Here is a 22,002-nt window from a genome sequence, read left to right as displayed (position 1 = left end):
CGGGCGAACGGCGCCGGCTGCCCGCGGCGCGCTGTCGCCTCCCCACGTCCCGTTGGACCTCTCGACTGCCGATGAACGGGACGCAATCGAACGAAACCGAGGGGAACCTGCGTGCTCGACACCCGGCCGGCCACCGCCGCGCCTCGCGGCGCCCGTGACGCCGTGCGCCCCACCGGCCGCGAGCGGAGCTTCTCCGCCGACGAGCTGATCGTCTCCAAGACCGACCTGCGGGGCGTGATCACGTACGCCAACGACGTCTTCCTGCGGGTGAGCGGCTACGACCGCGACGACGTGATCGGCCAGCCGCACAACCTGATCCGCCACCCGGAGATGCCGCGGGCGGTGTTCAAGCTGCTGTGGGACACCCTGGGCGCCGGCCAGGAGGTGTTCGCCTACATCAACAACCTCGCCACCGACGGGGGCCACTACTGGGTACTGGCGCACGTGACGCCCTCCAAGGACGCGCACTGCAGGGTCGTCGGCTACCACTCCAACCGCCGGCGGCCCTCCCGGGGCGCCGTCCGGCGGGTGCTGCCCCTCTACCAGCGGCTGCTGGCCGAGGAGCGCCGGCACCCGAACGCGCGCAGCGCGGTCGCGGCCTCCTCCAGGCTCCTCGACGAGGTGCTCGCCGAGCAGGGGCAGAGCTACGAGGAGTTCGTCTGGTCGATCATCAACCGCGAGGAGGGCTGACATGGGCGTGCGCACCACGCGCGGCGAGCACGGCCGGCGATCGGACGCCGCGGAGCTGGCGCTCTACCGCGGCTTCGTCCGGCAGCTGACGGCGGCGTGCGAGGCGGCCTCGCGCGGTGACCTCGAGGCCCGCAGCCGCATCGACGCCGACACCGAGCAGGTGCCCGAACTGGTCTCCCTCCACCACGCGCTCAACCGGGTGCTCGACGTCTCCGACGCGTTCGTCCGCGAGTCGTCGGCCGCGCTGAGCTCCGCAGCCGAGGGCCGGTTCCACCGCCGCCTGCTCACCACCGGCCTGCTCGGCTCCTTCCGCCGCACCGCCAGCGACATCAACGACGCCCGCACCGCGATGCAGGCGACCGCCGGGCGCGTCACCGACGCGCAGACCAGCCGGCTGCGGCTGGCCGACGACTTCGAGTCGGTGGTGCTCTCGATGTCCGAGCAGGTGGCGACGGCCGCCACCGAGCTCAGCGCATCGGCGTCCGGGCTCACCGCCGCCGCGACCGCGGCGAGCGCCGAGGTGGGCACCGCGCAGGACACGATCAGCTCGCTCACCCGCTCGTCGGCCGAGATCAAGGAGATCATCGCGCTGATCGACTCGGTGGCCGCCCAGACCCGCCTCCTCGCGCTCAACGCCACGATCGAGGCCGCCCGCGCGGGCGAGGCCGGCAAGGGGTTCGCCGTCGTCGCCTCCGAGGTCAAGGACCTCGCCGACCAGACCGGCCGCGCGACCGAGCGGGTCACCGCCCAGGTGGAGCAGATCCGCCAGGCGTCGGAGGGTGTCGCCGCCGGCATGAGCAGCGTCAGCTCCACCGTCGACGAGATGAACGGCCTGGTCGGCGGCATCGCCGCCGCGGTGGACGGCTCGGCGTCGCTGAACACCGGCCACGAGGACGTCACCGGGCTGTCGCAGATGGCGGAGAAGCTGCGGTCGGAGGCGACCGGATTCCTCGCGGAGATGCGCCGCTGACCGGAGGTGGCTGTCGCGGCGGGGAGGCGACCAGGTAGGCTCGTCGCTGTTCGCGGGTGTAGTTCAATGGTAGAACATCAGCTTCCCAAGCTGACAGTGCGAGTTCGATTCTCGTCACCCGCTCCACGAGCTCCCGAGGCCCCGGTCGCATCGACCGGGGCCTCGACGCGTTCCGGCGCAGGCCGGGGAACACGGAACGGGACCGGGCCTTTCGTCCCTGGGGCGGGACGCGACCGTGCCGCACGATGGGCCGAGCGCTTCCCCTGCCCCGTCGGCGCTCCTACGGTCAGGCCGTGCCCCCGCCCGACCACCGGTGCGCTCGATGAGCGACGACGCCGCGGCCCTCACCGCCGCGGTGCTGGCGGCGGCCTCGGGTGGCCGGCTCGAGGCGACCCTGCACGAGATCGTCGCGGTCGCGGCCCGGCACGTCGACGCCCGCTACGGCGCGCTGGGCGTGCTCACGCCCGACGGGCGCGGGCTGGACCGGTTCGTCACGGTCGGCCTGGATCCCGGGGCCCAGGAGCGGATCGGCCGCACGCCCGAGGGCGCCGGCATCCTCGGCCTGCTCCTGGAGGACCCGACCCCGCTGCGGCTGGCCGACCTGCGCACCCACCCCGCCTCGGTCGGCGTCCCCCCGGGGCACCCCGCGATGCGGTCGTTCCTGGGCCTCCCGGTCCGCGCCCGCGACTCCGTCTTCGGGCACCTGTACCTCACCGAGAAGCGCAGCGGGGGCGCGTTCACCGCGGCCGACCTGGAGCTCTCCGAGGGCATGGCGGCGGTGGCGGGCCTGGCCATCGAGAACGCCCGGCTGCTGGAGCAGGCCGAGCAGCGCCGGGCCTGGTCGCAGGCCGGCACCGACATCGCGACGGCGCTGCTGTCGGGGCGCCCCGCCGACGAGGTCCTCCGCACCGCGGCCGCCCGCATCGCCGAGCTCTCCGGCGCCGACACCGTCGGCATCCTGGCGCCGGTGCCCGGTGACGAGGGCACCCTGGTCGTGACCGCCGCCGTGGGCCCCGAGGCCACCCGGACCGAGGGCGCGCGCATCCCCCTCGCCGGCACCCGGCTGGGCGACGCCCACCGCTCGGGCACGCCGCTGCTGGTGGACGACGTCGCCACGCCGGTGCCGGGCACGACCCGCGCCCCACTGGTCGGTGAGCTCGCCGGCCGGTACGGACCGGCGCTCCACCTCCCGCTGGGTGGACCGTCTCCGCCGACCACCCTGGTCGCCATGCGGCTGCGGGAGCGGCCACCGTTCGACCCCGCGGTGCTCGAGCCGGCGTCGGCGTTCGTCACCCAGGCGGCGGTGGCGATGCGGCTGGTCCGCAGCCAGCAGCGCGAGCAGCGGCTGCAGGTGCAGGCCGACCGGGACCGGATCGCCCGGGACCTGCACGACCACGTGGTGCAGCGGATCTTCGCGACCGCCCTGGCGCTGGACCGGCTCGGCCGCTCGCTGGAGGGCTCCGCGCCGCTGGTCGCCAACCGGATCGCGCGGCACGTGGACGAGCTCGACGGCACCATCGCCCGGATCCGGGAGGCGATCTTCGAGCTGCACGGGGCCGAGGACTCCTCGTCCGCGGCCGTGCGGCGACGGCTCGCCGACGTGGTGCGGTCGGTGACCGACGGGCACGGGGTGCGCCCGGACCTGCGGGTGCGCAGCGAGATCGAGGACCTGCCTCCCGGCCTGGCCGGCGACGTGGTCGCCGTCGTCCGCGAGCTGGTCACCAACGTGGTCCGCCACGCCCGCGCCACCCGCGTGACGGTGACCGTGGCCCTGGCCGACGAGGTGCGCGTCGTGGTCACCGACGACGGGCACGGGCTGCCGGCGGTCACCGTGCGCAGCGGGCTGGCCAACCTGGCCGACCGCGCGGAACGCCGGGGTGGCCGGCTGGCGACCGCCACCGGGACCTCGGGGACGGAGATCCGCTGGGTCGTGCCACTCCCCGGCTGACCCGCACCGGCGCAGGCTCAGCTCCGGCGGTCGCGCAGCTCGGTGGCCAGGATGGCGGCCTGGGTCCGGCGCTCGAGGCCCAGCTTGGCCAGCACGTGACTGGTGTAGTTCTTGACCGTCTTCTCGGCCAGCCCCATGCGCTCGCCGATCTGGCGGTTGGTGAGCCCCTCACCGATCAGCCCCAGGACGGCGCGCTCCTGGTCGGTCAGCGTCGCGAGCCGATCACCGCCGGACCGCGCCGGTGGCGGCGGTCCGGGTTCGGTCAGGTCGCCGCCCGCCGCCACTGTGCGCACCGCCGACACCAGCGCCGAGCCGCGCACCTGCTTGAGCAGGAACCCGGCCGCGCCGGCGCGCACCGCCTCGTCGCGCGCCGCCCGGTCCGCGTAGCTGGTGAGCACCAGGCAGCGCAGGCCGGGCAGCCTCGCGCGCAGCTCCCGGCAGAGGGTGGCGCCGTCCCCGTCGGGCAACCGCATGTCGAGGACGGCGACGTCGGGACGGACGGCGGGAGCCCGGGCCAGCGCCTCGGCGCGCGAGCCGGCCTCCCCCACGACGGTGATGGCGGGGTCGTCCTCGAGGACCTCGGCCACGCCGCGGCGGACCACCTCGTGGTCGTCGACGAGGAACACCCGCACGCCCGGCGGCGACGCGCCCACGGCCGCCTCCCTCCCACGGTTCCGGGGAGGGCAGCCTAGGACCGCCGCCGCTCCGCGACCAGGGGTCACGCGGGCAGCAACAGCACCGCGTAGAGGGTCAGGCCCGGCCCGAACGCCATGGCCACGACCGGCCCGTCGACGTCGGCCAGCTCCTGCAGCACCAGCAGGACGGTGGCCGAGGAGCAGTTGCCGTGCTCGGCCAGCACCCGGCGCGAGGCCGCGACCTGCTCCTCGCGCAGGCCCAGCTCGTCGCGGACGACGTCGATGATGCGGGGGCCCCCGGGGTGCACGGCCCAGCCCGCGACGTCCTCGGGGCGCAGACCCGCTCCGGCGAGCAGCTCGTCGACGACGTTCCCCACGTGCCGCGCCAGCACGTCCGGCACCCGCGGGGAGAGCCCCATGCGGAACCCGAGGTCGGTGACGTCCCACGTCATGTGGTCGGCGGTCGAGGCGTCGGTGCGCGCGACGACCCCGGCGATCCGGCGCCCGCGCCCGGCGCCGGGTTCGACGACCACGGCCGCCGCGGCATCGGAGAACAGCGCGTGCGCGACGACCTGCTCGAGATCGGCCTGGGCCGGCTGCACGTGCAGGCTGGTCAGCTCGCAGCACAGCAGCACCGCCGGCCGGGACCGCGCGGTGACGAAGTCGCCGACGGCCGCGAGGCCCGGGATCGCCGCGTAGCAGCCCATGTGGCCGACCAGCAGCCGCTGCAGCCCGGCCGGCATGCCGAGGTCGCTGGCCAGGCGGATGTCCAGCCCCGGCGTCGCGTAGCCGGTGCAGGTGGCGACGGTGAACAGCCCCACGTCCCCGGGCGCCAGCCCGGCGGAGTCCAGCGCCCCGGCGACGGCCTGCTTGCCCAGCGGGAGGGCCTCCTGGACGTACCGCGCCATCCGCGCCCCGGTGCTCCAGCCGCTGAGGTCCTCGTCCACGGGGTTGGCCACCGCGTGCCGGCGGCGCACGCCGGCCCCGAGGAAGATCCGGCGGGCGGCGCGCACCCCCTCGTAGTGGGTGCCGAAGAACCCGTCCCAGGCGGCCTCCTGGTCCAGGGTGGTGGGCAGCGCGCTGCCCGCCCCGGTGAGGACGGCGGCGGTCACGATCGCGGCCCCACGGCTGACCTGCTCGGGATCATGGTTTCGACGGTACGTGCGCCGCCGTCGCGTCGCCCGCTCACCGCTTCCGGCCGTACCCGGCGAAGACGACGGCCGTGGAACGGATCGGTTTCATGCGCACCGAGCCCCGGCGCCCCAGCCGCCAGGCGATCGCGTCGCGCAGCGACGGCCGCAGGCCGACCAGGCGCAGCTCGAGACCCAGCCGGTCGGCCGCGGCGAGCAGCCGCGCGCGATCGACGAAGAGCGCCGGGTCGTGGATGCCGGGCGGCGGGCCACCGGGGAGCCGCTCGGCCACCGTCACCATGAGGAAGCGGCCGATCCGCGTGGCGGCCAGCGCGTCGACGACCAGGACGCCCCCGGGCCGCAGCAGGCGGGCGCACTCGGCCAGCACCGCGACGTCGTCCTCGACGTGCTCGAGGATCTCGCCGGCGACGACGACGTCCGCGCAGCCGTCGGCCAGGGGGACGGCGAGCACCGAGCCGCGCACCGGCAGCACCCCGTGCGCCCGCGCGGTCCGCAGCCCCTCCAGCCCGAGGTCCACCCCCACGTGCCGGTACCCGAGCCGGGCGGCGTGCGGGGCCATCAGCCCCCCACCGCAGGCGAGGTCGACCAGCAGCGCCCCCGGGCCGCTCGCCGGTGGGATGTGCTCGGCCCGGGAGGCAGCGAGCCAGTGCAGCGCGGCGAAGCCTCCGGAGGGCTGCCACCACTGGTCGGCGAGCTCGTCGTACTGGGCGGGGTCGTTGCGGGTCAGCGGGGTGGATCGCACGGAGGGCTAGCCCTTCTTGAGCGGGTCGTGGCCCCAGTTCATCAGCGAGTACCGCCACTTCGACGTCTCGACGTCCTCCTTCGCCGGCTCCTGGGCCAGGTGCCGCTGCACGTAGCCGTGGACCTTCCGCATGTGGGCGAGGTCGTCGTCGGTCAGGTCGTCCTTCTTCGTGCGCAGCAGGTCCACGATGCGCCGGCCCGAGGCGTGGCCGGTGGACTCGCCGTCGCCGTCCTTCTGCCCCACGGCCTGCGACTCCTCGCTCGCCAGCCACCGCTCCAGCTCGGCCGCGGTCATGTTCACCGCCTCGCCGAACTCCCGCCGGATCGTGTCGGGGTCGTCGCTCGCCATGGTTCCTCCGCTCGTCGTCCTCCCGGTACCGTCGCGCCGGCCGCGGGAAACGGCCGTCCGGTACCCCTCGCCCAGCCCTCCGGAGGTCCTGCGTGTCCGTCACCGTCGTCGGCAGCCTGAACGAGGACGTGCTGGTCTCCGTCGACCGGCTGCCGCGCCGCGGCGAGACGGTCGTCGCCCGGGCCGCCGCGCTCGCCCCGGGCGGGAAGGGCGCCAACCAGGCCGCGGCGGCGGGGATCCTCGGCGGCGGCGTGCACATGGTGGGCCGGGTGGGCGACGACCCGGCCGGCGACCGGCAGCTGGCCGCGCTCGCCTCCTCCCGGGTCAACGTGAGCCGGGTGCTGCGCACGATCGGCACGCCCACCGGCACCGCGACCATCCCGGTGGAGCAGGGCAGCGGAGAGAACCTGATCGTGGTCGTGCCCGGGGCCAACGCCGAGCTGAGCCCCGCCGACGTCGACGTGCCGTCGGTGCGGTCGGCCCGCGTGGTGCTCCTGCAGCTGGAGGTGCCGCTGCCGGCGGTCGAGGCGGCGGCCCGGACGGCGACCGGCACCGTCGTGCTGACCCCGGCTCCCCCGGTGCCGCTGCCGGCCGCCCTGCTGGAGCGGGTCGACGTGCTCGTCCCGAACGAGCACGAGCTGGTGCAGCTGGCCGGTGCCGAACCCGGTGAGCGCTCGCCCGCCGAGCTCGCGGGGCTGGCCCGCCGGGTGACGGCGGGCGCCGTCGTGGTCACCCTCGGCGCGCGTGGCGCCCTCGTCGTGCCCGCGGAGGGGCCGGCGCTGCTGCAGGCGCCGCCCCCGGTGACACCGGTCGACACGACCGGTGCCGGTGACTGCTTCTGCGGCGCCCTCGGGCAGGCGCTGGCCGACGGCGCCGGCCTCCCCGACGCCGTCCGGCACGCCGTCGCGGCGGCCGCGTCCTCCACCACCGGTCCCGGCGCGCGCGGCGCCCTCCCCGACCACGACGCCGTGCGCGAGCTGCTGCTCCGCGTGCCCCCGGCCACCCCGGTCGGCGGGCCCGCGGTTTCCCCGCCGGCGGACCGGGCACACCGCTCCCCGACCCGATCCGAGGAGGACCCGCGATGAGCGAATCCCAGCGCACGCCGCACAGCGCCGAGCGCGCCGAGGGCGACCCGGCCGGCGAGCAGGCGGGCAGCGGCCGGACGCCGCACCCCGAGGAGCCGGCCGAGGGCCGCAGCGACGCCGCGAGCGGGGGGGCCGACACCCCCGACACCTGACCGGCGCTCTGACCGGTCCACGGGGTGAGCGACGTCTCACCCCGGTGCGCCGCGTGCCGGTTTCCCGCAACGAGGGCACGGGCACGCAACGGCGCATGGAGGACAACGTGCTGCACACCCGGACCACCGACGAGTCGGCCGACCGATCGCGGACCGACTCTGCCGAGTCCTCGGCGCGGGCCGTCGCCCGGCTGCTGGCCAACCCGCGTCGCACCCGCCGGAACTGAGCCGCCGCGCTCACGCTCGGTGACGCTACTGCGCCACACCGGCACCACCGCTCCCCGGTGCCACGGGAAACCCGGGCGCCCCTCGTCACCCAGAGCGATCAGGGTCGGCGTGCCGCGAACTGCTCCGTCACGTCCTGGGGCACCATCGCAGACGTGACCGCCGCCCTGCCCCTCACCGCCGCCGACGACGCCTCGGCACCGGTTCGCCGCAGCCGCGCCGAGCGGCAGGCGATCGTGCTGGACACCGCCGAGCGCCTCTTCGCCGGCCGCAGCTCCCGCAGCGTGGGCATGGACGAGCTGGTCCGCGAGACGGGCCTGGGCAAGATGACGGTCTACCGGCTCTTCAAGAGCAAGGACGACCTCGTCGGGGCCTACCTCAGCCGCAAGGCAGCCACCGTGCTGGCCTTCATCGACGCCGAGCTGGACCGGCTGGAGGGCGATCCCCGCGCGGCGCTGCTCTCGGTCGTCGACGCCGTCGAGCGCGACGTCACCCGCACCGGGTTCCGCGGCTGCCCGTTCACCAACGTCAGCAGCGAGTACGACGACCCGCAGCACCCCGCCCGCAGCGCGGCGGCCGACTACAAGTTCGAGCTGCACGCCCGCCTGGAGCGGCTGGCCGACGAGATCGTGCCGGGCGACGGGGAGGACCTCGCCGCGCAGATCCACCTGATCATCGACGGCATGTACCTCTCCGGCGGTCTCCTGGGGCCCGACGGCCCCGCCGCCCACGGCCGGCAGCTGGCCGAGCGGCTGATCGAGATCGCGGTCGCCCGCGCCTGACCGCAGGATGGGCGGGTGAGCACCGACCGCACCCGGCCCGACCTCGACGACACGACGGTGGAGGCGCTCGGCAAGCTGTCCGAGGCCCTGGAGACCGTCGACCAGGCACGCGGCTTCCTGTACGCGTTCCACCAGCTGACCGGCAAGGCCGACCGGCTGCTGCAGGAGTCCGTCGAGCTGTTCGGCAGGGCCGGCGCGACCCGCCTCGCCGAGGACCTCGACCGCGACCTCGTCGGCCGCAACGTCATCGCCGACCGGTGGACCTTCCAGATCGTCGAGGACTTCGACGAGAACTACTGGGGCGCCTTCCGCGCGTTCGACGCTCGCGCCCGGGAGGAGCTCGCCGGAGGTGACCGGCACGTGTTCGAGGCCCGGATGAAGCAGCGCGAGCGCACCGCCGGCCACCCCGCCCACGAGGCGGGTCCCGCGCTGGCGGACTGAACGGGCACCCGTGCCGCGCACGCGCGGGCGGGGCAGTGGCGAGTGGTTTCCACCCGCCCACTCAGGGGCAGAACCGGCCCATGACCATGCCGGATGCGAACAACGCGGGTGCCGACCGCGAGGCCGAGCCGCTCGGCGCGGAGAAGGCGCCCGGCGAGGACCGCGATTCCCTGGGCGCCACCGAAGGGCCGGCGGACGGCATCGCCGGACCGGCCTACCCGCCCGCCGACACCGAACCGGACGCCCGGTGACCGGCCCCGGGCGGGAGCCGGCCGACGCGCGAGACCCGCTCAGCGTCGGCCTGGGCTCCCCCGCCGCCGGCGACCGCGCGGCCGGACCCGCAGAGCCCGCCGGCCGGGCCGAACCGACGCCGACGCCGACGCGGGAGCGGCACACCGGGCGCACCATCGGGCGGGGGTTGGCGCTCGCGCTGCTGATCTTCGTCACCGTGGTGCTGGTGCTGTTCGTCATCTTCAACGGCCAGTCGGTGCAGATCAGCCTCGTCTTCACCGACGTCGAGGGCCCCCTGGTGGTGGCCCTGCTCGTCGCGGCGGCGCTGGGCGGCCTGCTGGTGTGGCTGGCCGGCGCGGTGCTCCGCGCCCGGCGCCGCAAGCGCTGACCCTTCCGGGTCAGACGCGGTGCCCGGAACGTGTCCGGGCACCTGGTGCTTGCCGTTGCTACTCGCGAGTAATAGCGTTTGTTACTCGTGAGTAGCACGACGCCGTACGCCGGCCGGAGCACGGGAGCCTGAGCGCCATGACGCACTACACCGCCAACCTGCGGGACCTCGAGTTCAACCTGTTCGAGTTCCTGGACACCAAGGACCGCTTCGGCACCGGCCCGTTCGAGCAGATGGACGCCGACACCGCCCGCGGGATCCTCGGCGAGGTGCGCCGGCTGGCGGAGGGACCCGTGGCGGCCTCCTTCGTCGACGCCGACCGCAACCCGCCGGTGTTCGACCCCGCCACGAACTCGGTGGCGCTGCCCGAGTCGTTCAAGAAGTCGGTCCAGGCCGTCGAGGACGGCGAGTGGTACCGCCTCGACCTGCCCGAGCACCTCGGCGGCTTCGGCGCTCCGCACGTCCTCACCTGGGCCGCCTTCGAGATGATCCTCGGCGCCAACCCGGCGGTCTTCATGTACGGCTCGGGCGCCGCGTTCGCCGCGATCCTCGACGAGCTGGGCACGCCGGACCAGAAGCGCCTGGCCGAGCTCATGCTCGAGCACAAGTGGGGCGCCACCATGGTGCTCACCGAGCCCGACGCGGGCTCCGACGTCGGCGCCGGCACGACGAAGGCCGTGCAGCAGCCCGACGGCTCGTGGCACATCCACGGCGTGAAGCGGTTCATCACGTCGGCCGAGCACGACCTGTCCGACAACATCATCCACCTGGTCCTGGCTCGCCCCGAGGGCGCGAGGGCCGGCACCAAGGGGCTGTCGCTGTTCGTCGTCCCCAAGTTCCACGTCGATCTCGAGACCGGGGCGCTCGGCGAGCGCAACGGCGCCTACGTCACCAACGTCGAGAAGAAGATGGGGCTCAAGGTCTCCACCACCTGCGAGCTCACCTTCGGCGACGGACCGGTCCCGGCGCAGGGCTGGCTGGTCGGCGAGGTGCACGACGGCATCGCGCAGATGTTCAAGGTCATCGAGCACGCCCGCATGTTCGTGGGCGCCAAGGCCATCGCCACCCTCTCGGCCGGCTACCAGGTGGCGCTGGACTACGCGAAGACCCGGGTCCAGGGCGCGGACCTCACCGCCACGTCCAAGGACGCCCCGCGGGTCACGATCACCCACCACCCGGACGTGCGCCGCTCCCTGATGCTGCAGAAGTCCTACGCCGAGGGCATGCGGGCCCTGTACCTGTACGCGGCGAGCTTCCGCGACCAGGTCACAGAGGCCGCGGCGGCGGGCGAGGCCGACAGCGAGCAGGCGAAGCTGGCGGAGCGGGTCAACGACCTGCTGCTGCCGATCGTGAAGGGCTTCGGCTCCGAGCGCGCCACCCAGCTGCTGACCCAGGAGTCGCTGCAGACCCTCGGCGGCTCCGGCTACCTGCAGGACTACCCGATCGAGCAGTACATCCGCGACTCCAAGATCGACACCCTCTACGAGGGCACCACGGCGATCCAGGGCCAGGACTTCTTCTTCCGCAAGATCGTCAAGGACGGCGGGGTCGCGCTGACCTGGCTCGCCGGGCAGATCCAGGCGACGGTGGACGGCGAGGTCGGCAACGGCCGGCTCAAGGAGGAGCGGGCGCTGCTGGGCACCGCGCTCTCCGACGTCCAGGGCATGCTCACCGCGATGTTCGGCCACCTGACCGCCGCGCAGGAGGACATGGCCTCCCTGTACAAGGTCGCGCAGAACACCTCCCGGCTGCTACTGGCCACGGGCGACCTGGTCACCGCGTGGCTGCTGATCCGCCAGTCCGAGGTGGCGCTCGCCGCCCTGGCCGGCGAGGTCAGCGAGAAGGACCGCCACTTCTACGAGGGCAAGCTGGCCGCCACCCGGTTCTTCGCCGGCCAGGTGCTGCCGAAGCTGACCGCCGAGCGGGCCATCGTCGAGAACACCGACAACGCCCTCATGGAGGTCGACGAGAACTGCTTCTGAGCACTCTGCCGTCCTCCGGACGGCACCGCGGCCAAGAGCCGTTCCCGTCTACGTGGAGCCGTTGCCCATGTCCCGGTCGGGGACCCTCTGGGCCCACGACCGGTCCACACCGGCTCCGCACCGCAGCCGAGGCCGCCTCCCCCACCGGGAGGCGGCCTCGGCCGTTTCGCGGGGGCGATGCCGGGCATGGGCGGGAGGACAGCCGATGGACAGGAGGCCGGCATGACCGATCCCCAGGGCAGCGACCGCATCCAGCAAGACGTACCGACCGCGTCGGGCACCGGCGCCAACAGCGACCTGACGTCCTCGGTCGACGACGTCCCCCTCACGCGCGAGCAGGCCCTGGAGCGGGACGCCGCCCAGGGTGACGACCTGCCGGCCCGCGCGGACGGCGACGTCGCCCGCGCCACCCGGGCCGGCGCCTCCGGCGAGGTCACCGGCCCCACCGAACGATCAGGAGACGACGGCCGATGAGCGAATCCCAGCCGACCGGGTACCGGGAGTCCCCCGACACCGCCGACGACGCCTCCACGCCCGCCCGGCAGGACGACGACGTGCAGCTGACCACGGACGAGGACGCGCAGCGCGACGACTCGGTCGCCCGCCCGGGCAACGAGTCGGACTGAGGAAGTCTCCAGCCGGGTCGCGAACCCTGCCGCGAGTGTGCCCTCGCACCACCAGGTGGGCGCCTGCTGTGTGCGCCACAACCGTGGGGCATGTCGCACCGTGGGCCTAGCGTTCCCACCATGGCGGTCAACGGTCCCCTGGTCGGGCGGCGGGCACTCATCACCGGCGGCGCATCGGGGATCGGCCGGGCCTGCGCCGTCCGGCTGGCCGCCGACGGCGCCGACGTCGTGGTCGTCGACCGCGACGCCGAGGGCGCCCGGGCCGTGGCCGGAGACGTGGGCGGCACGGCGGTCACGGCCGACCTGTCCGACCTCGCTGCCGTGGACCGCCTCGACCTGGCCGTGGACATCCTGGTCAACAACGCCGGTCTGCAGCACGTCGCACCGGTCCACGAGTTCCCGGTCGACCGGTTCTCCCACATCCTGCGGCTCATGCTGGAGGCGCCCTTCCGGCTCGTCCGCGGTGCCCTCCCGCACATGTACGACCGCGGCTGGGGCCGCGTCGTCAACATCAGCTCGGTCCACGGGTTGCGCGCCTCCCCCTACAAGGCCGCCTACGTGGCGGCGAAGCACGGCCTCGAGGGGCTGTCCAAGGTCATCGCGCTGGAGGGCGCCGCCCGGGGCATCACGTCGAACTGCGTGAACCCCGCCTACGTGCGGACCCCGCTGGTGGAGGGGCAGATCGCCGCGCAGGCGCAGGCGCACGGCCTGTCCGAGGACCAGGTCGTGGAGCAGGTGATGCTGGCACCGGCCGCGGTGAAGCGGCTCATCGAGCCCGCGGAAGTGGCCGACGCGGTCGCCTGGCTGTGCTCGCCCGCCGCGGCCTCGGTCACCGGCACCTCCCTCGTGATGGACGGCGGGTGGAGCGCGCGGTGAGCGCCCGACCGGCCAGAATGCCGGTCGTGTCCCAGCCTGCGGCCCCGCCTCCCACCGGTGGCGCCCCGCGTCCGGCCGCGGGGTGGGCCGCCGAGTACTTCGAGCTGCTGCTCGGCGATGCCGCGGCGATCGAGTACGAACGCCCCCTGGTCCGGGCACGGGCGGCTGGGGCGAACGCCGACGAGCTGGCCGGGCTGGAGCGGCTCAAGCTGCTGGCGCTCGAGGTGCGCGAGGCCTTCGCCGCCCGGCGCCGCCGGGAGTCCGAACTCACCGCCCTCTTCGACACCGCGAACGACCTCGCGGCGCTGCGCGGCGTCGACTCCGTGCTGACCGCCATCGTCCGGCGCGCCCGGCAGCTGCTGGGCAGCGACGTCTCCTACCTGACCCTGAACGACCCCCTGCGTGGGGACACCTACATGCGGGTCACCGACGGCTCGGTCTCGGCCCGGTTCCAGGGCCTGCGGTTGCCCATGGGGGTCGGGCTGGGTGGGCTCGTCGCCCAGACCGCCGCGCCGTACGCGACGTCGAGCTACTTCACCGACCCGCGGTTCCGGCACACCACCGAGATCAACGACGGCGTCCACGACGAGGGGCTCGTCGCGATCCTCGGGGTGCCCCTCGTCCGCGGCGCCCAGGTCGTCGGCGTCCTGTTCGCCGCCGACCGCGCCGAGCGCACCTTCGACCGGTCGCAGGTGTCCCTCCTGGGGTCGCTGGCCGCCCACGCCGCGATCGCCCTGGACAACGCCCGGCTCCTCGAGGAGACCAGGGCGGCGCTGGACGAGCTGTCCGCGGCCACCCGGCGGCTGCGCGCCCACACAGCGTCGGTGGAGCGGGCGGCCGGCGCCCACGACCGCTTCATCGACGTGGTCCTGCGCGGCGGCGGGGTGGAGGACGTCGCCGCGGCGGTGACGGAGGCCCTCGGGGGCAGCATCACCGTGCTCGACGAGGAAGGCCGGGCCGCCTCGCCCGGTGCCGATTCGGCGACCGCGCTGCCGCCCGACCCCGCCGGAGCGCTCACCCTGGCCCGCGCCACCGGACGGACGGTGCAGGACGGCACCTGGTGGACCGCAGCCGTGACGGTGGACAGCGAGCTGCTGGGCGGGCTGGTGCTGCACCGCGAGGAGGAGCTGGCCGACTCCGACCAGCGCATCCTGGAGCGCGCCGCGCTCGTGACCGCCCTGCTGCTGCTCATCCGCCGGACGGCGGGCGAGGCGGAGAACCGGGTGCGCGGGGAGCTGCTCGAGGAGCTCCTGAACCCCGGTCTCCGTGATCCCGACGGGCTGCGGGAGCGCGCCCGCAGGCTGGGTGCGGATCTGGACCGCGCGCACGCCGTCGTCGTCGCCCGGGTCGAGGCGCGGTGCCGGCCGCGGGCCCTGGCCACCGCGGCCCACCTGGCGGCGACCCGGGGCGGGCTCGCCGGCCTGCACGGTGGCTGCGTCGTCCTCTGCCTGCCCGGCCAGGATCCCGGCCCCGCGGCCGCCGTCGTCCATCGGGAGCTCGGGGCCGCCGGTGCCGGCGCGGTCACCGTCGGCGCCGCCGGACCGGCCGTCGGCCCTGGTGCCGTGGCCGCGGCGCACGCGGAGGCGGCGCGCTGCGCGGCGACCCTGGTGGCGCTCGGCCGCGCGGGGGGCTCCGCGAGCGCGGACGAGCTGGGCTTCTTCGGCCTGCTGGTCGGTGAGGGGCGCGACGTGCCCGCCTTCGTGCGGGCGACGCTGGCCCCCGTGCTCGAGTACGACGCGAAGCGCGGCACGGACCTGGAAGGAACCCTGGAGGCGTTCTTCGCGGCGGGCGGCTCACCAGCACGGGCGGCGGAGAGCCTGCAGGTGCACGTCAACACCGTCACCCAGCGCCTGGACCGGATCGGCCGGCTGCTCGGTCGCGAGTGGTCCTCCCCGGCCCGCGCTCTGGAGGTCCAGCTGGCCCTCCGCCTGCACCGGCTGACCCACGTCGGCCCCGGCTGACCGAGCCCTACCCTGGGCAGGTGCAGCCGACCCTCGCCCAGCTGCCGGTCCTGCCGGTCGAGGAGTGGCAGGCGCGGGCCGCTTCGCACGAGGAACGCGTGGACCGGTGGGCTGTCCCCCACCGCGACCGCCGCCTCCGGGGCGAGACCCACCCCGTGCTGGACTTCCTGTTCACCTACTACTCCGAGACGCCCGGCCGGCTCCGCCGCTGGCACCCCGGCCCGGACGTCGCGCTCGCCGCCCCCGCGCCGCACGGGGGTCGGCGCTGGTACGTGACCGACGGCGCGACCGTGCGGCTCGATGTCGCTGCTTTCCTGGCCGACCGCGGCGACACCGTGCGCTTCGTCCGGCGGCTGCTCGTGGCGACCGCCGCCCGCCCGGCGTTCACCGGGTGCTTCGGCCTGCACGAGTGGGCGATGGTCTACCGGGACAGCGGGACCCGGCACCCGATCCCCCTCCGCCTCGGCCAGGAGGGCACCGACGCCGTCGTCGAGGCGCACCCGGTGCGGTGCAGCCACTACGACGCCTTCCGGTTCTTCACCCCACCGGCCGTGCCGCGCAACCGGCTGCAGCCCACCCGCGAGAACCAGCCGCAGCTCGAGCAACCGGGCTGCCTGCACGCCGGCATGGATCTCTACAAGTGGGCCTACAAGCTCAGCCCCGCCACCCCGGGCGAGCTGGTCGTCGACTGCTTCGAGCTGGCCGTTGCGATCCGGGAGCTGGACATGCGGGCCTCGCCGTACGACCTGCGCGACCACGGCTATCCGCCCGTCCCGATCGAGACGCCGGAGGGGAAGGCCGAGTACGTGGCCGGGCAGCGCGGGTTCGCCGCCCGGGGAGCCGTCCTGCGGCAGCGGCTGATCGACGTCTGCGACCGGTTGCTGGCGTAGCGGAGCACCCGCCCGTCGGGCAGGGGGTTCCTGGTCCGAGGCGTCGGGAGAGTCGGTCCTCAGTCAGACCCCGTCGTGGGGTCGGCTCCCGCCGACCCCGGCACCGATCTCGTCCCGCAGCCGCTCCACCGCCCGGCCGGGCGGCGGGTCCTCGGCCTCGCGGCGGCGGCCGCGGCGTCGCGCGCCCAGCCGGTCCACCAGCCCGGCGATGCCGCCGGGCACGAAGAGGACGACGAGGACGAAGAGGGTCCCGAGGATGAACAGGGGTTCGGACAACGGCACCCGCAGCCAGGCGGGGAGGTCCTGGACCGCCGGGGAGGCGGCCAGGGCAGTCAGCCGGCTGTCCAAGTAGGTGTAGAGCACGCCGCCGAGCACCGCGCCCCACCGGCTGCCGGCGCCGCCGAGCACCACCATGACCAGCAGACCGATGGTGAAGTCGGCGGTGGTCACCCGGGGCGTGGAACCGCCCAGCAGCAGCAGGTGCACGATGCCGCCGAGAGTGGCCAGCAGCCCGGCCAGCACGAACACCAGCAGCTTGAAGCGGTACGGCCGCAGGCCCAGCACCTCCACTCGGCGCTCGTTCTCCCTGATCGCCTGCCAGACCCGCCCGGCCCGGGATCGGGTCACCCAGGTGACCACCGCGTACACCAGCACCAGGTAGGCCAGCGCCAGCCAGTACTTGTTCACGGTGTTGAAGACGCCGACGAACGCGTCGGGGATCGGGGTGCGGTCGACCGCCAGCCCCTCCTCGCCGCCGGTGAGCCCACCCGGGTCCTGCAGCACGATGATCGACCCGACCTGGGCGGTCGCCAGGGTGACCATGGAGAAGGCGATGCCGGAGACCCGCAGCGCCACGCTGCCGATCACCAGCGGGAGCACGATGCCGAGCACGGTCGTCGCCGCGACCGCCGCACCCAGCCCCCAGCCGAGCTCCGTCAGCAGCAGGTTGGCCCCGTACGTGCCGGCCGCGAAGTAGAGGGCGTGCCCGAACGAGAGCAGCCCGGTGAAGCCGAAGAGCAGGTCGAACGAGAGCGCGACCCCGCCGAACACCAGGCACAGCGCCAGCAGCTGCAGCGTGCCGGGGCTGTTGAGGACCCCGTCGAAGATCCCCGGCAGGTCCAGGGTCGAGTAGGGCAGCAGCGCCAGGACTACCAGCACCACCAGCGGCGCGAGCCGCCGCGCGTTCTTCCGGTTCACGGCCCCGTCCTTCACGCCAACCTCGCCGTCAGGCCGCTGGGACGGGCCAGGAGGACCACCGCCAGCAGCAGCACCACCGACAGGTCACCCACCCCGCTCGCGGCGTAGTAGTTCGCGAACTGCTGCACCAGGCCGACCAGCACCGCGGCGGCGGCCGTGCCGGTGATCGAGCTCATGCCGCCGATGACCACCACGATGAAGGCGAAGATCAGCAGGGAGGTGCCCTGCCCGGGGGAGATGGACCCCAGGTAGATGCCGCCGAGCGCCCCGGCGAGGGCCGCGAAGGCCCCTCCGATCGCGAAGACGAGGGTGAACGCCTTGCGGACGTCGATGCCCAGCGCCGTCACCATGGTCCGGTTCTCCACCCCGGCCCGGATGATCAGACCGACGCGGGTGAAGCGGAGGAACGCGAGCACGGACACCAGGACCACCACCGCGCTGGCGATGAGCAGGAACCGGTCGTTGGGCACGTTGGCGCCCAGGACCGATGTGGTGCCCTGCGCCCACTCCGGGCGCGGGAACGGCCGGGGGTCGGAGCCCCAGACCGCCCGCACGAGGGCCACCAGCGCGAGGCTGAGACCCACGGTGACGAGGACCTGCTCGATGTGGCGCTGGTACAGCGGCCGGATGAGCAGCAGCTCGATCAGGGCCGCGACCAGGGTGCCGACCCCGACCCCGAAGACCACGGCGAGGACGAAACCCCAGCCCGTGGAGCCGGCACCGGGCAGGTTGCCGGCCGCCCACCACGTCCCGTAGGCGCCGATCGTGAGGAACGCGCCGTGGGCGAAGTTCAGCACGTCCATGAGGCCGAAGATCAGCGAGAGCCCGGAGGCGACCAGGAAGTAGAGCGCTGCCAGGCCCAGCCCCGTGATGGCCAGCAGGACGAAGGTGGTCACCGGTGCCCTCCCCCGCTGGCGGCCACGCCGAGCAGCTCGCGGGTCCGGTCGGCATCGCCCAGCAGGTCGGCGGCCGGCCCCGACCAGGCCACCCGCCCCTGGTCGACGACGACGGCGTCGCGCGCCATCCGCTGGACGACGGTCAGGTTCTGCTCGACGAGCAGGATCGTCACCTCCTCGGCCGCGCGGGCCAGCACGTCGGCGACCTCGGCCACCAGCAACGGCGCCAGTCCCTTGGTCGGCTCGTCGATGAGCAGCAGCTGGTTGTCGTTGAGCAGCAGACGCGCGATGGCGACCATCTGCTGCTGACCGCCGGAGAGCGTCCCGGCGAGCTGCCGGCTGCGCTTCCGGAGCTCGGGGAAGAGCTCGTAGACCCGGTCGTGGTGGTGGTCGGAGTCGCGTCGCTCGGCCAGCGTCAGGTTCTCCGCCACCGTCAGGCCGGCGAAGACCTCCCGGTCCTCGGGGGCGTAACCGATCCCGCGGCGGACGATCTCGTGCGTCCGTCGCCCGTCGATCCGCTCGGTCCGGCCGTTCCCGCCGGTGAACTCGATGGTCCCCGAGGACGGGACCAGCCCGAGCACCGCTTTCACCGTCGTTGTCTTGCCCGCACCGTTGCGCCCGAGCAGGGCCGTCACCCCGCCGCGGCGGACGGTGAGGTCCACACCCTGCAGGATGTGGCTGCCCGACAGCCGGACGTGGACGCCGGACATACGGAGCAGCGGCGGCGCCTGCCCGCTCACAGCGACTCGCCCAGGTAGGCCTGCTGCACGGCCGGGTCGCTGGTCACGCGCTCCGGGGTGTCCAGCGCCAGGAGCTTGCCGTGGTGCATGACCGCGACCCTGTCGGCCAGGCCCAGCAGCACGTCCATGTGGTGCTCGACCATCAGCACCGTCTTGCCCTCCTCCCGGTGCACCGAGGCGATCACCTCGGTCAGCCCGGCGACGTCCTCGATGCTCACCCCGGCCATCGGCTCGTCGAGCAGGACGACAGCGGGGTCGGTGGCCAGCAGGATGGCCAGCTCGAGCTTGCGCTTGTCCCCGTGGGAGAGGGCTCCGGCGAGGTCCTCGCCGCGGCCGCCCAGCCCGACCCGCGCCAGCGAGCGCGTGGCGATCTCCTGCGCCGCATCGCCCGGCCGCACCAGCTGCCAGGGGCGCATGCTCCCGCCCAACCGGGCCTGCGCGGCCAGCCGGACGTTCTCGCGCACGCTCAGCCCGGCGAAGACCGATGACGCCTGGAACGTCCGCCCCAGACCCCGCCGGGCCCGGGCCGAGGGCGAGGCGCCGGTGATGTCCGCCCCCGAGAGGGTCACGGTGCCGCCGGTCACGGGGAGCAGCCCGGAGAGCAAGTTGAAGAGCGACGTCTTGCCCGCGCCGTTCGGGCCGATGACGGCGACGAACTCACCGGGGGCGACGTCGAAGGTGACGTCGTCGACGATCACCGCCCCGCCGATGGCGCAGCTGAGCCCGCGCACCTGCAGCACCGGCGCGCCCCCGGCGGGGTGGGCGGCCGGTGCCGCCGTGGCACTGGTGGACACCGGGTCCCCTCGCCGCGTCAGGAGGTGGCGACCGGAGGAGCGGTGTCCTCCGGAGCCAGCGTGTCGACCAGCACCGGGACGAACTCGCCGCCCTGCTGCTCGAGACGGGCCTGGAACATCGGCTGCAGGAGGGCGTGGTCCTCCGCGCGGATGGTCGTCTCACCCTTGACCCCGTCGAAGCTCCAGCCCTCGAGGGCGGAGATCATCCCGGCGACGTCGTCGGGGCTCTCCTCCACCGCGCGCACGATCATCTGGGCGGCGTTGCAGCCGTCGGGGGTGAAGATGTCCACTTCCCCACCGGCCGCCTCGACGCGCTCGGCCACGGCCTGGCTCATCTCGTTGTCGACCGCCTCGGCGAAGAAGTGCGACAGGAAGTTGAGGTCCGCGGCCTGCTCGCCGTAGGTGGGGTAGGAGGCGCGCAGGTCCAAGCCGGTGACGACGTTCGTCGCGTCGAACACGCCCTGCTGGCCCATGGCCTGCCACATCGCGGGCGCGGATTCCCCGGCCCAGGCGACGAAGGTCAGGTCGGCGCCGGCATCCCGGGCCTGCGCGGCGAAGGGGGTGAGGTCGGTCGCGCTGGCCGGGACGAGCAGCGGCGTCACGGTGGCGCCGGCCTCGTCGCCCAGGACGGCGGTCACCGCGGCGACGTTCGCCTGGCCGAAGGCGCTGTCCTGGGCGAAGACGAGCACCTCCTTGCCGGCCGCCTCGCCGATGAAGGACTGCGCCGTGCGCACGTCCTGGTAGGTCTGCCGGCCGGACCGGAAGGTGTTGTCGTTGACCCCGGTCACGGCGTCGGTCGCCGCCGGGCCGGAGATGAACAGGACGTCGTTCTGCTCCGCCAGCGGCGCGACCTGGACCGCGACGCCGGAGGACGCCGAGCCGGCCAGGATCTGCACCCCCTGGCCGATCAGGTCGGTGGCCTCGGCGACGGCCTTGGCCGGGTCTCCGGCATCGTCGCGCTGGATCACCTCCACCGGCCGGCCGCCCACCTCACCGGTGCCGTCGGTCAGGTGGTCCAGGCACGCCTCGAAGCCCTGGAGGTACTGCGCGCCGTACGAGGCGAGCGGCCCGGACGTCGACGTGATCACGCCCACCTGGACCGGGGCCCCGTCCTCGCCGGCGCCGCCTCCGCTGCCCGCCCCGCCACCAGGGGCACCGGGGCTGCCGCACGCGGCCGTGAGCGCGAGGACACCTGCGGCCGCCGCGGTGCAAGCGGTCCGGGAACGGGTGCGGGACATGGCGATCTCCTCGGTGTGCGGGTGCACGAGTGGTCTGCACCACACCGTAGGGACGAGCTGATCACGTGCCCATGTGGACCGGACCCATACCGTCGGGTTGCATTGTGGGGCAGCGCACCACCCTTGCGGGGTCCGGTGCCCAGAGGCCACCGGCCGGGCTCAGGCCGTACCGTCCCAGGAGTGACCTCTCCGCACACCGGCCGCTGGATCCGGCTCGACGGCACCACCAACATGCGGGACCTCGGGGGCCTGCCCACCGCCGACGGCGGGCGGACGGCGGCCGGGCGGATCCTGCGCAGCGACAACCTGCAGACCCTCAGCGACGCCGACGTCCGGCGGTTGGTGCACGAGATCGGCCTGCGCCAGGTGATCGACCTGCGGACCACCGCGGAGATCGTGCTCGAGGGGCGCGGCCCGCTGCGCGGCGTCCCCGAGGTCACCCACCGGCACTTCACCCTGCTGCCGGAGCGCGGGCACTACACCGACGTCTTCGCGGTGGAGGAGGAGGAGCCGCAGCTGGAGCTCGGGGCCGGGTGGGCCGAGTCGCTGCTGCCCCGGCAGGTCGCGGCCCACGACGAGGTGGAGCCGCCGGCGGTGCGGTCCTACCTGGGCTACCTCGGCCAGCGGTCGGAGAACGTCGTCGGGGCGCTGCGCGCGCTCACCTCCGCCCCGGACGGCGCGTCGGTGGTGCACTGCGCAGCCGGCAAGGACCGCACCGGCGTGGTCTGCGCCCTCGCGCTGGCGGTCGCCGGGGTGCCGCACGAGGAGATCGTGGCCGACTACGCGCTGACCGCGGAGGTCATCGACGCGCTGGTGGCGAAGCTGGCCACCTCGCCCACGTACGCCGAGGACATGGTCACGCGCGACGTGGCCAGCCACACGCCGCGGGCCGAGACGATGGACCGGCTGCTGACCCTGCTCGACGAACGGTTCGACGGTCCGGCGGGATGGCTGGACGCCCACGGGTTCGGTGCCGACGAGCAGGCGGCGCTGCGCGCCCGGCTGCGCGACTGA

At 74.4% G+C, this 22,002-nt stretch carries 26 protein-coding genes and 1 tRNA gene; 18 read left to right on the top strand and 9 right to left on the bottom strand.

All coding sequences use genetic code 11. From position 1 onward, the window contains the following. The first annotated feature begins 111 nt into the window (after positions 1 to 111). From ACI79Q_RS14675 to ACI79Q_RS14660, 4 genes are all read left to right on the top strand, one after another. On the top strand, positions 112 to 690 hold the full coding sequence (locus ACI79Q_RS14675) for a PAS domain-containing protein (protein WP_456614907.1): 579 nt from the start codon (positions 112 to 114) through the stop codon (positions 688 to 690). A gap of 1 nt (position 691) precedes the next feature. Then, positions 692 to 1,660 (top strand): methyl-accepting chemotaxis protein, encoded by a 969-nt coding sequence (locus ACI79Q_RS14670; protein WP_456590122.1) that lies wholly within the window; start codon positions 692 to 694, stop codon positions 1,658 to 1,660. A gap of 52 nt (positions 1,661 to 1,712) precedes the next feature. Next, a tRNA-Gly gene (locus tag ACI79Q_RS14665) sits at positions 1,713 to 1,786 on the top strand. Positions 1,787 to 1,982: 196 nt separating this feature from the next. Then, positions 1,983 to 3,608, top strand: coding sequence for a GAF domain-containing protein (locus ACI79Q_RS14660; RefSeq protein ID WP_456614906.1), 1,626 nt, complete (start codon positions 1,983 to 1,985; stop codon positions 3,606 to 3,608). 17 nt (positions 3,609 to 3,625) lie between these two features. Here ACI79Q_RS14660 and ACI79Q_RS14655 read toward each other — a convergent pair whose 3' ends face one another. The 4 genes from ACI79Q_RS14655 to ACI79Q_RS14640 all read right to left on the bottom strand — a co-directional run bounded on the left by ACI79Q_RS14655 (position 3,626) and on the right by ACI79Q_RS14640 (position 6,484). Then, positions 3,626 to 4,261 carry a response regulator transcription factor gene (locus ACI79Q_RS14655; protein WP_456599963.1) on the bottom strand — a complete coding sequence of 212 codons (636 nt, stop codon included), beginning with the start codon at positions 4,259 to 4,261 and terminating at the stop codon, positions 3,626 to 3,628. Positions 4,262 to 4,326: 65 nt separating this feature from the next. Continuing rightward, complete coding sequence (locus ACI79Q_RS14650; RefSeq protein WP_456590119.1) at positions 4,327 to 5,355, bottom strand: type III polyketide synthase; 1,029 nt, start codon at positions 5,353 to 5,355, stop codon at positions 4,327 to 4,329. A gap of 73 nt (positions 5,356 to 5,428) precedes the next feature. Next, positions 5,429 to 6,136 carry a methyltransferase domain-containing protein gene (locus ACI79Q_RS14645; RefSeq protein ID WP_456590118.1) on the bottom strand — a complete coding sequence of 236 codons (708 nt, stop codon included), beginning with the start codon at positions 6,134 to 6,136 and terminating at the stop codon, positions 5,429 to 5,431. A 6-nt stretch (positions 6,137 to 6,142) separates the two neighbouring features. After that, positions 6,143 to 6,484, bottom strand: a complete 342-nt coding sequence (locus ACI79Q_RS14640; protein ID WP_456590117.1) for a DUF3140 domain-containing protein — start codon at positions 6,482 to 6,484, stop codon at positions 6,143 to 6,145. 92 nt (positions 6,485 to 6,576) lie between these two features. Here ACI79Q_RS14640 and ACI79Q_RS14635 point away from each other — a divergent pair, with 92 nt between their 5' ends. The 13 genes from ACI79Q_RS14635 to ACI79Q_RS14575 all read left to right on the top strand — a co-directional run bounded on the left by ACI79Q_RS14635 (position 6,577) and on the right by ACI79Q_RS14575 (position 16,123). Further along, the gene (locus ACI79Q_RS14635; RefSeq protein ID WP_456590116.1) at positions 6,577 to 7,569 is read left to right on the top strand and encodes a ribokinase; all 993 of its coding nucleotides are present in this window, start codon (positions 6,577 to 6,579) and stop codon (positions 7,567 to 7,569) included. Continuing rightward, on the top strand, positions 7,566 to 7,721 hold the full coding sequence (locus ACI79Q_RS14630) for a hypothetical protein (protein ID WP_456590115.1): 156 nt from the start codon (positions 7,566 to 7,568) through the stop codon (positions 7,719 to 7,721). Before ACI79Q_RS14635 ends, ACI79Q_RS14630 begins: the two co-directional genes overlap by 4 nt. Before the next feature lie 53 nt (positions 7,722 to 7,774). Beyond that, on the top strand, positions 7,775 to 7,948 hold the full coding sequence (locus tag ACI79Q_RS14625) for a hypothetical protein (RefSeq protein WP_456590114.1): 174 nt from the start codon (positions 7,775 to 7,777) through the stop codon (positions 7,946 to 7,948). 153 nt (positions 7,949 to 8,101) lie between these two features. Further along, complete coding sequence (locus tag ACI79Q_RS14620) at positions 8,102 to 8,728, top strand: TetR/AcrR family transcriptional regulator (RefSeq protein ID WP_456590113.1); 627 nt, start codon at positions 8,102 to 8,104, stop codon at positions 8,726 to 8,728. Between the two features lie 15 nt (positions 8,729 to 8,743). Then, positions 8,744 to 9,169 carry a hypothetical protein gene (locus ACI79Q_RS14615; RefSeq protein ID WP_456590112.1) on the top strand — a complete coding sequence of 142 codons (426 nt, stop codon included), beginning with the start codon at positions 8,744 to 8,746 and terminating at the stop codon, positions 9,167 to 9,169. 80 nt (positions 9,170 to 9,249) lie between these two features. Beyond that, positions 9,250 to 9,420, top strand: coding sequence for a hypothetical protein (locus tag ACI79Q_RS14610; RefSeq protein ID WP_456590111.1), 171 nt, complete (start codon positions 9,250 to 9,252; stop codon positions 9,418 to 9,420). Continuing rightward, on the top strand, positions 9,417 to 9,788 hold the full coding sequence (locus ACI79Q_RS14605) for a lipopolysaccharide assembly protein LapA domain-containing protein (RefSeq protein WP_456590110.1): 372 nt from the start codon (positions 9,417 to 9,419) through the stop codon (positions 9,786 to 9,788). Before ACI79Q_RS14610 ends, ACI79Q_RS14605 begins: the two co-directional genes overlap by 4 nt. A gap of 137 nt (positions 9,789 to 9,925) precedes the next feature. Next, positions 9,926 to 11,770: an acyl-CoA dehydrogenase gene (locus ACI79Q_RS14600; protein WP_456599967.1), complete on the top strand. Its 1,845-nt coding sequence runs from the start codon at positions 9,926 to 9,928 to the stop codon at positions 11,768 to 11,770. A gap of 222 nt (positions 11,771 to 11,992) precedes the next feature. Further along, positions 11,993 to 12,244 carry a hypothetical protein gene (locus ACI79Q_RS14595; protein WP_456590108.1) on the top strand — a complete coding sequence of 84 codons (252 nt, stop codon included), beginning with the start codon at positions 11,993 to 11,995 and terminating at the stop codon, positions 12,242 to 12,244. Then, a complete protein-coding gene (locus ACI79Q_RS14590) occupies positions 12,241 to 12,396 on the top strand; it encodes a hypothetical protein (protein WP_456590107.1) in 156 nt (51 codons plus the stop codon). Before ACI79Q_RS14595 ends, ACI79Q_RS14590 begins: the two co-directional genes overlap by 4 nt. Before the next feature lie 120 nt (positions 12,397 to 12,516). Beyond that, complete coding sequence (locus ACI79Q_RS14585) at positions 12,517 to 13,272, top strand: 3-hydroxybutyrate dehydrogenase (RefSeq protein WP_456614905.1); 756 nt, start codon at positions 12,517 to 12,519, stop codon at positions 13,270 to 13,272. Positions 13,273 to 13,289: 17 nt separating this feature from the next. Beyond that, positions 13,290 to 15,233, top strand: coding sequence for a helix-turn-helix domain-containing protein (locus ACI79Q_RS14580; RefSeq protein ID WP_456614913.1), 1,944 nt, complete (start codon positions 13,290 to 13,292; stop codon positions 15,231 to 15,233). Between the two features lie 20 nt (positions 15,234 to 15,253). Further along, on the top strand, positions 15,254 to 16,123 hold the full coding sequence (locus ACI79Q_RS14575) for a 3-methyladenine DNA glycosylase (protein ID WP_456590105.1): 870 nt from the start codon (positions 15,254 to 15,256) through the stop codon (positions 16,121 to 16,123). Between the two features lie 63 nt (positions 16,124 to 16,186). Here the strand turns inward: ACI79Q_RS14575 and ACI79Q_RS14570 are convergent, their stop codons facing one another. The 5 genes from ACI79Q_RS14570 to ACI79Q_RS14550 are packed head-to-tail and all read right to left on the bottom strand — an operon-like array spanning position 16,187 to position 20,988. After that, the gene (locus ACI79Q_RS14570; protein ID WP_456590104.1) at positions 16,187 to 17,320 is read right to left on the bottom strand and encodes a branched-chain amino acid ABC transporter permease; all 1,134 of its coding nucleotides are present in this window, start codon (positions 17,318 to 17,320) and stop codon (positions 16,187 to 16,189) included. An 11-nt stretch (positions 17,321 to 17,331) separates the two neighbouring features. Next, positions 17,332 to 18,216: a branched-chain amino acid ABC transporter permease gene (locus ACI79Q_RS14565; protein WP_456590103.1), complete on the bottom strand. Its 885-nt coding sequence runs from the start codon at positions 18,214 to 18,216 to the stop codon at positions 17,332 to 17,334. Beyond that, entirely contained in the window at positions 18,213 to 18,956 is a 744-nt protein-coding gene (locus ACI79Q_RS14560; protein WP_456590102.1) for an ABC transporter ATP-binding protein, read from the bottom strand. Before ACI79Q_RS14560 ends, ACI79Q_RS14565 begins: the two co-directional genes overlap by 4 nt. After that, positions 18,953 to 19,750: an ABC transporter ATP-binding protein gene (locus ACI79Q_RS14555; RefSeq protein WP_456590101.1), complete on the bottom strand. Its 798-nt coding sequence runs from the start codon at positions 19,748 to 19,750 to the stop codon at positions 18,953 to 18,955. Before ACI79Q_RS14555 ends, ACI79Q_RS14560 begins: the two co-directional genes overlap by 4 nt. Positions 19,751 to 19,767: 17 nt before the next feature. Further along, entirely contained in the window at positions 19,768 to 20,988 is a 1,221-nt protein-coding gene (locus ACI79Q_RS14550; RefSeq protein WP_456613226.1) for a substrate-binding domain-containing protein, read from the bottom strand. Positions 20,989 to 21,168: 180 nt separating this feature from the next. On the opposite strand from ACI79Q_RS14550, the gene ACI79Q_RS14545 reads away from it, so the two are divergent. After that, positions 21,169 to 22,002 (top strand): tyrosine-protein phosphatase, encoded by an 834-nt coding sequence (locus ACI79Q_RS14545; RefSeq protein ID WP_456599972.1) that lies wholly within the window; start codon positions 21,169 to 21,171, stop codon positions 22,000 to 22,002.

The organism is Blastococcus sp. SYSU DS0828 (assembly GCF_054050975.1).
Note: the sequence above shows the minus strand (reverse complement) of the source record. Positions and strands in the feature narration are given on the sequence as shown.

Coding starts and splice junctions, on each gene's coding strand:
- ACI79Q_RS14640 (WP_456590117.1), bottom strand. CDS start 6,484: ATGGCGAGCGACGACCCCGACACGATCCGGCGGGAGTTCGGCGAGGCG.
- ACI79Q_RS14630 (WP_456590115.1), top strand. CDS start 7,566: ATGAGCGAATCCCAGCGCACGCCGCACAGCGCCGAGCGCGCCGAGGGC.
- ACI79Q_RS14660 (WP_456614906.1), top strand. CDS start 1,983: ATGAGCGACGACGCCGCGGCCCTCACCGCCGCGGTGCTGGCGGCGGCC.
- ACI79Q_RS14610 (WP_456590111.1), top strand. CDS start 9,250: ATGACCATGCCGGATGCGAACAACGCGGGTGCCGACCGCGAGGCCGAG.
- ACI79Q_RS14585 (WP_456614905.1), top strand. CDS start 12,517: ATGGCGGTCAACGGTCCCCTGGTCGGGCGGCGGGCACTCATCACCGGC.
- ACI79Q_RS14550 (WP_456613226.1), bottom strand. CDS start 20,988: ATGTCCCGCACCCGTTCCCGGACCGCTTGCACCGCGGCGGCCGCAGGT.
- ACI79Q_RS14670 (WP_456590122.1), top strand. CDS start 692: ATGGGCGTGCGCACCACGCGCGGCGAGCACGGCCGGCGATCGGACGCC.
- ACI79Q_RS14590 (WP_456590107.1), top strand. CDS start 12,241: ATGAGCGAATCCCAGCCGACCGGGTACCGGGAGTCCCCCGACACCGCC.
- ACI79Q_RS14580 (WP_456614913.1), top strand. CDS start 13,290: ATGCCGGTCGTGTCCCAGCCTGCGGCCCCGCCTCCCACCGGTGGCGCC.
- ACI79Q_RS14595 (WP_456590108.1), top strand. CDS start 11,993: ATGACCGATCCCCAGGGCAGCGACCGCATCCAGCAAGACGTACCGACC.
- ACI79Q_RS14600 (WP_456599967.1), top strand. CDS start 9,926: ATGACGCACTACACCGCCAACCTGCGGGACCTCGAGTTCAACCTGTTC.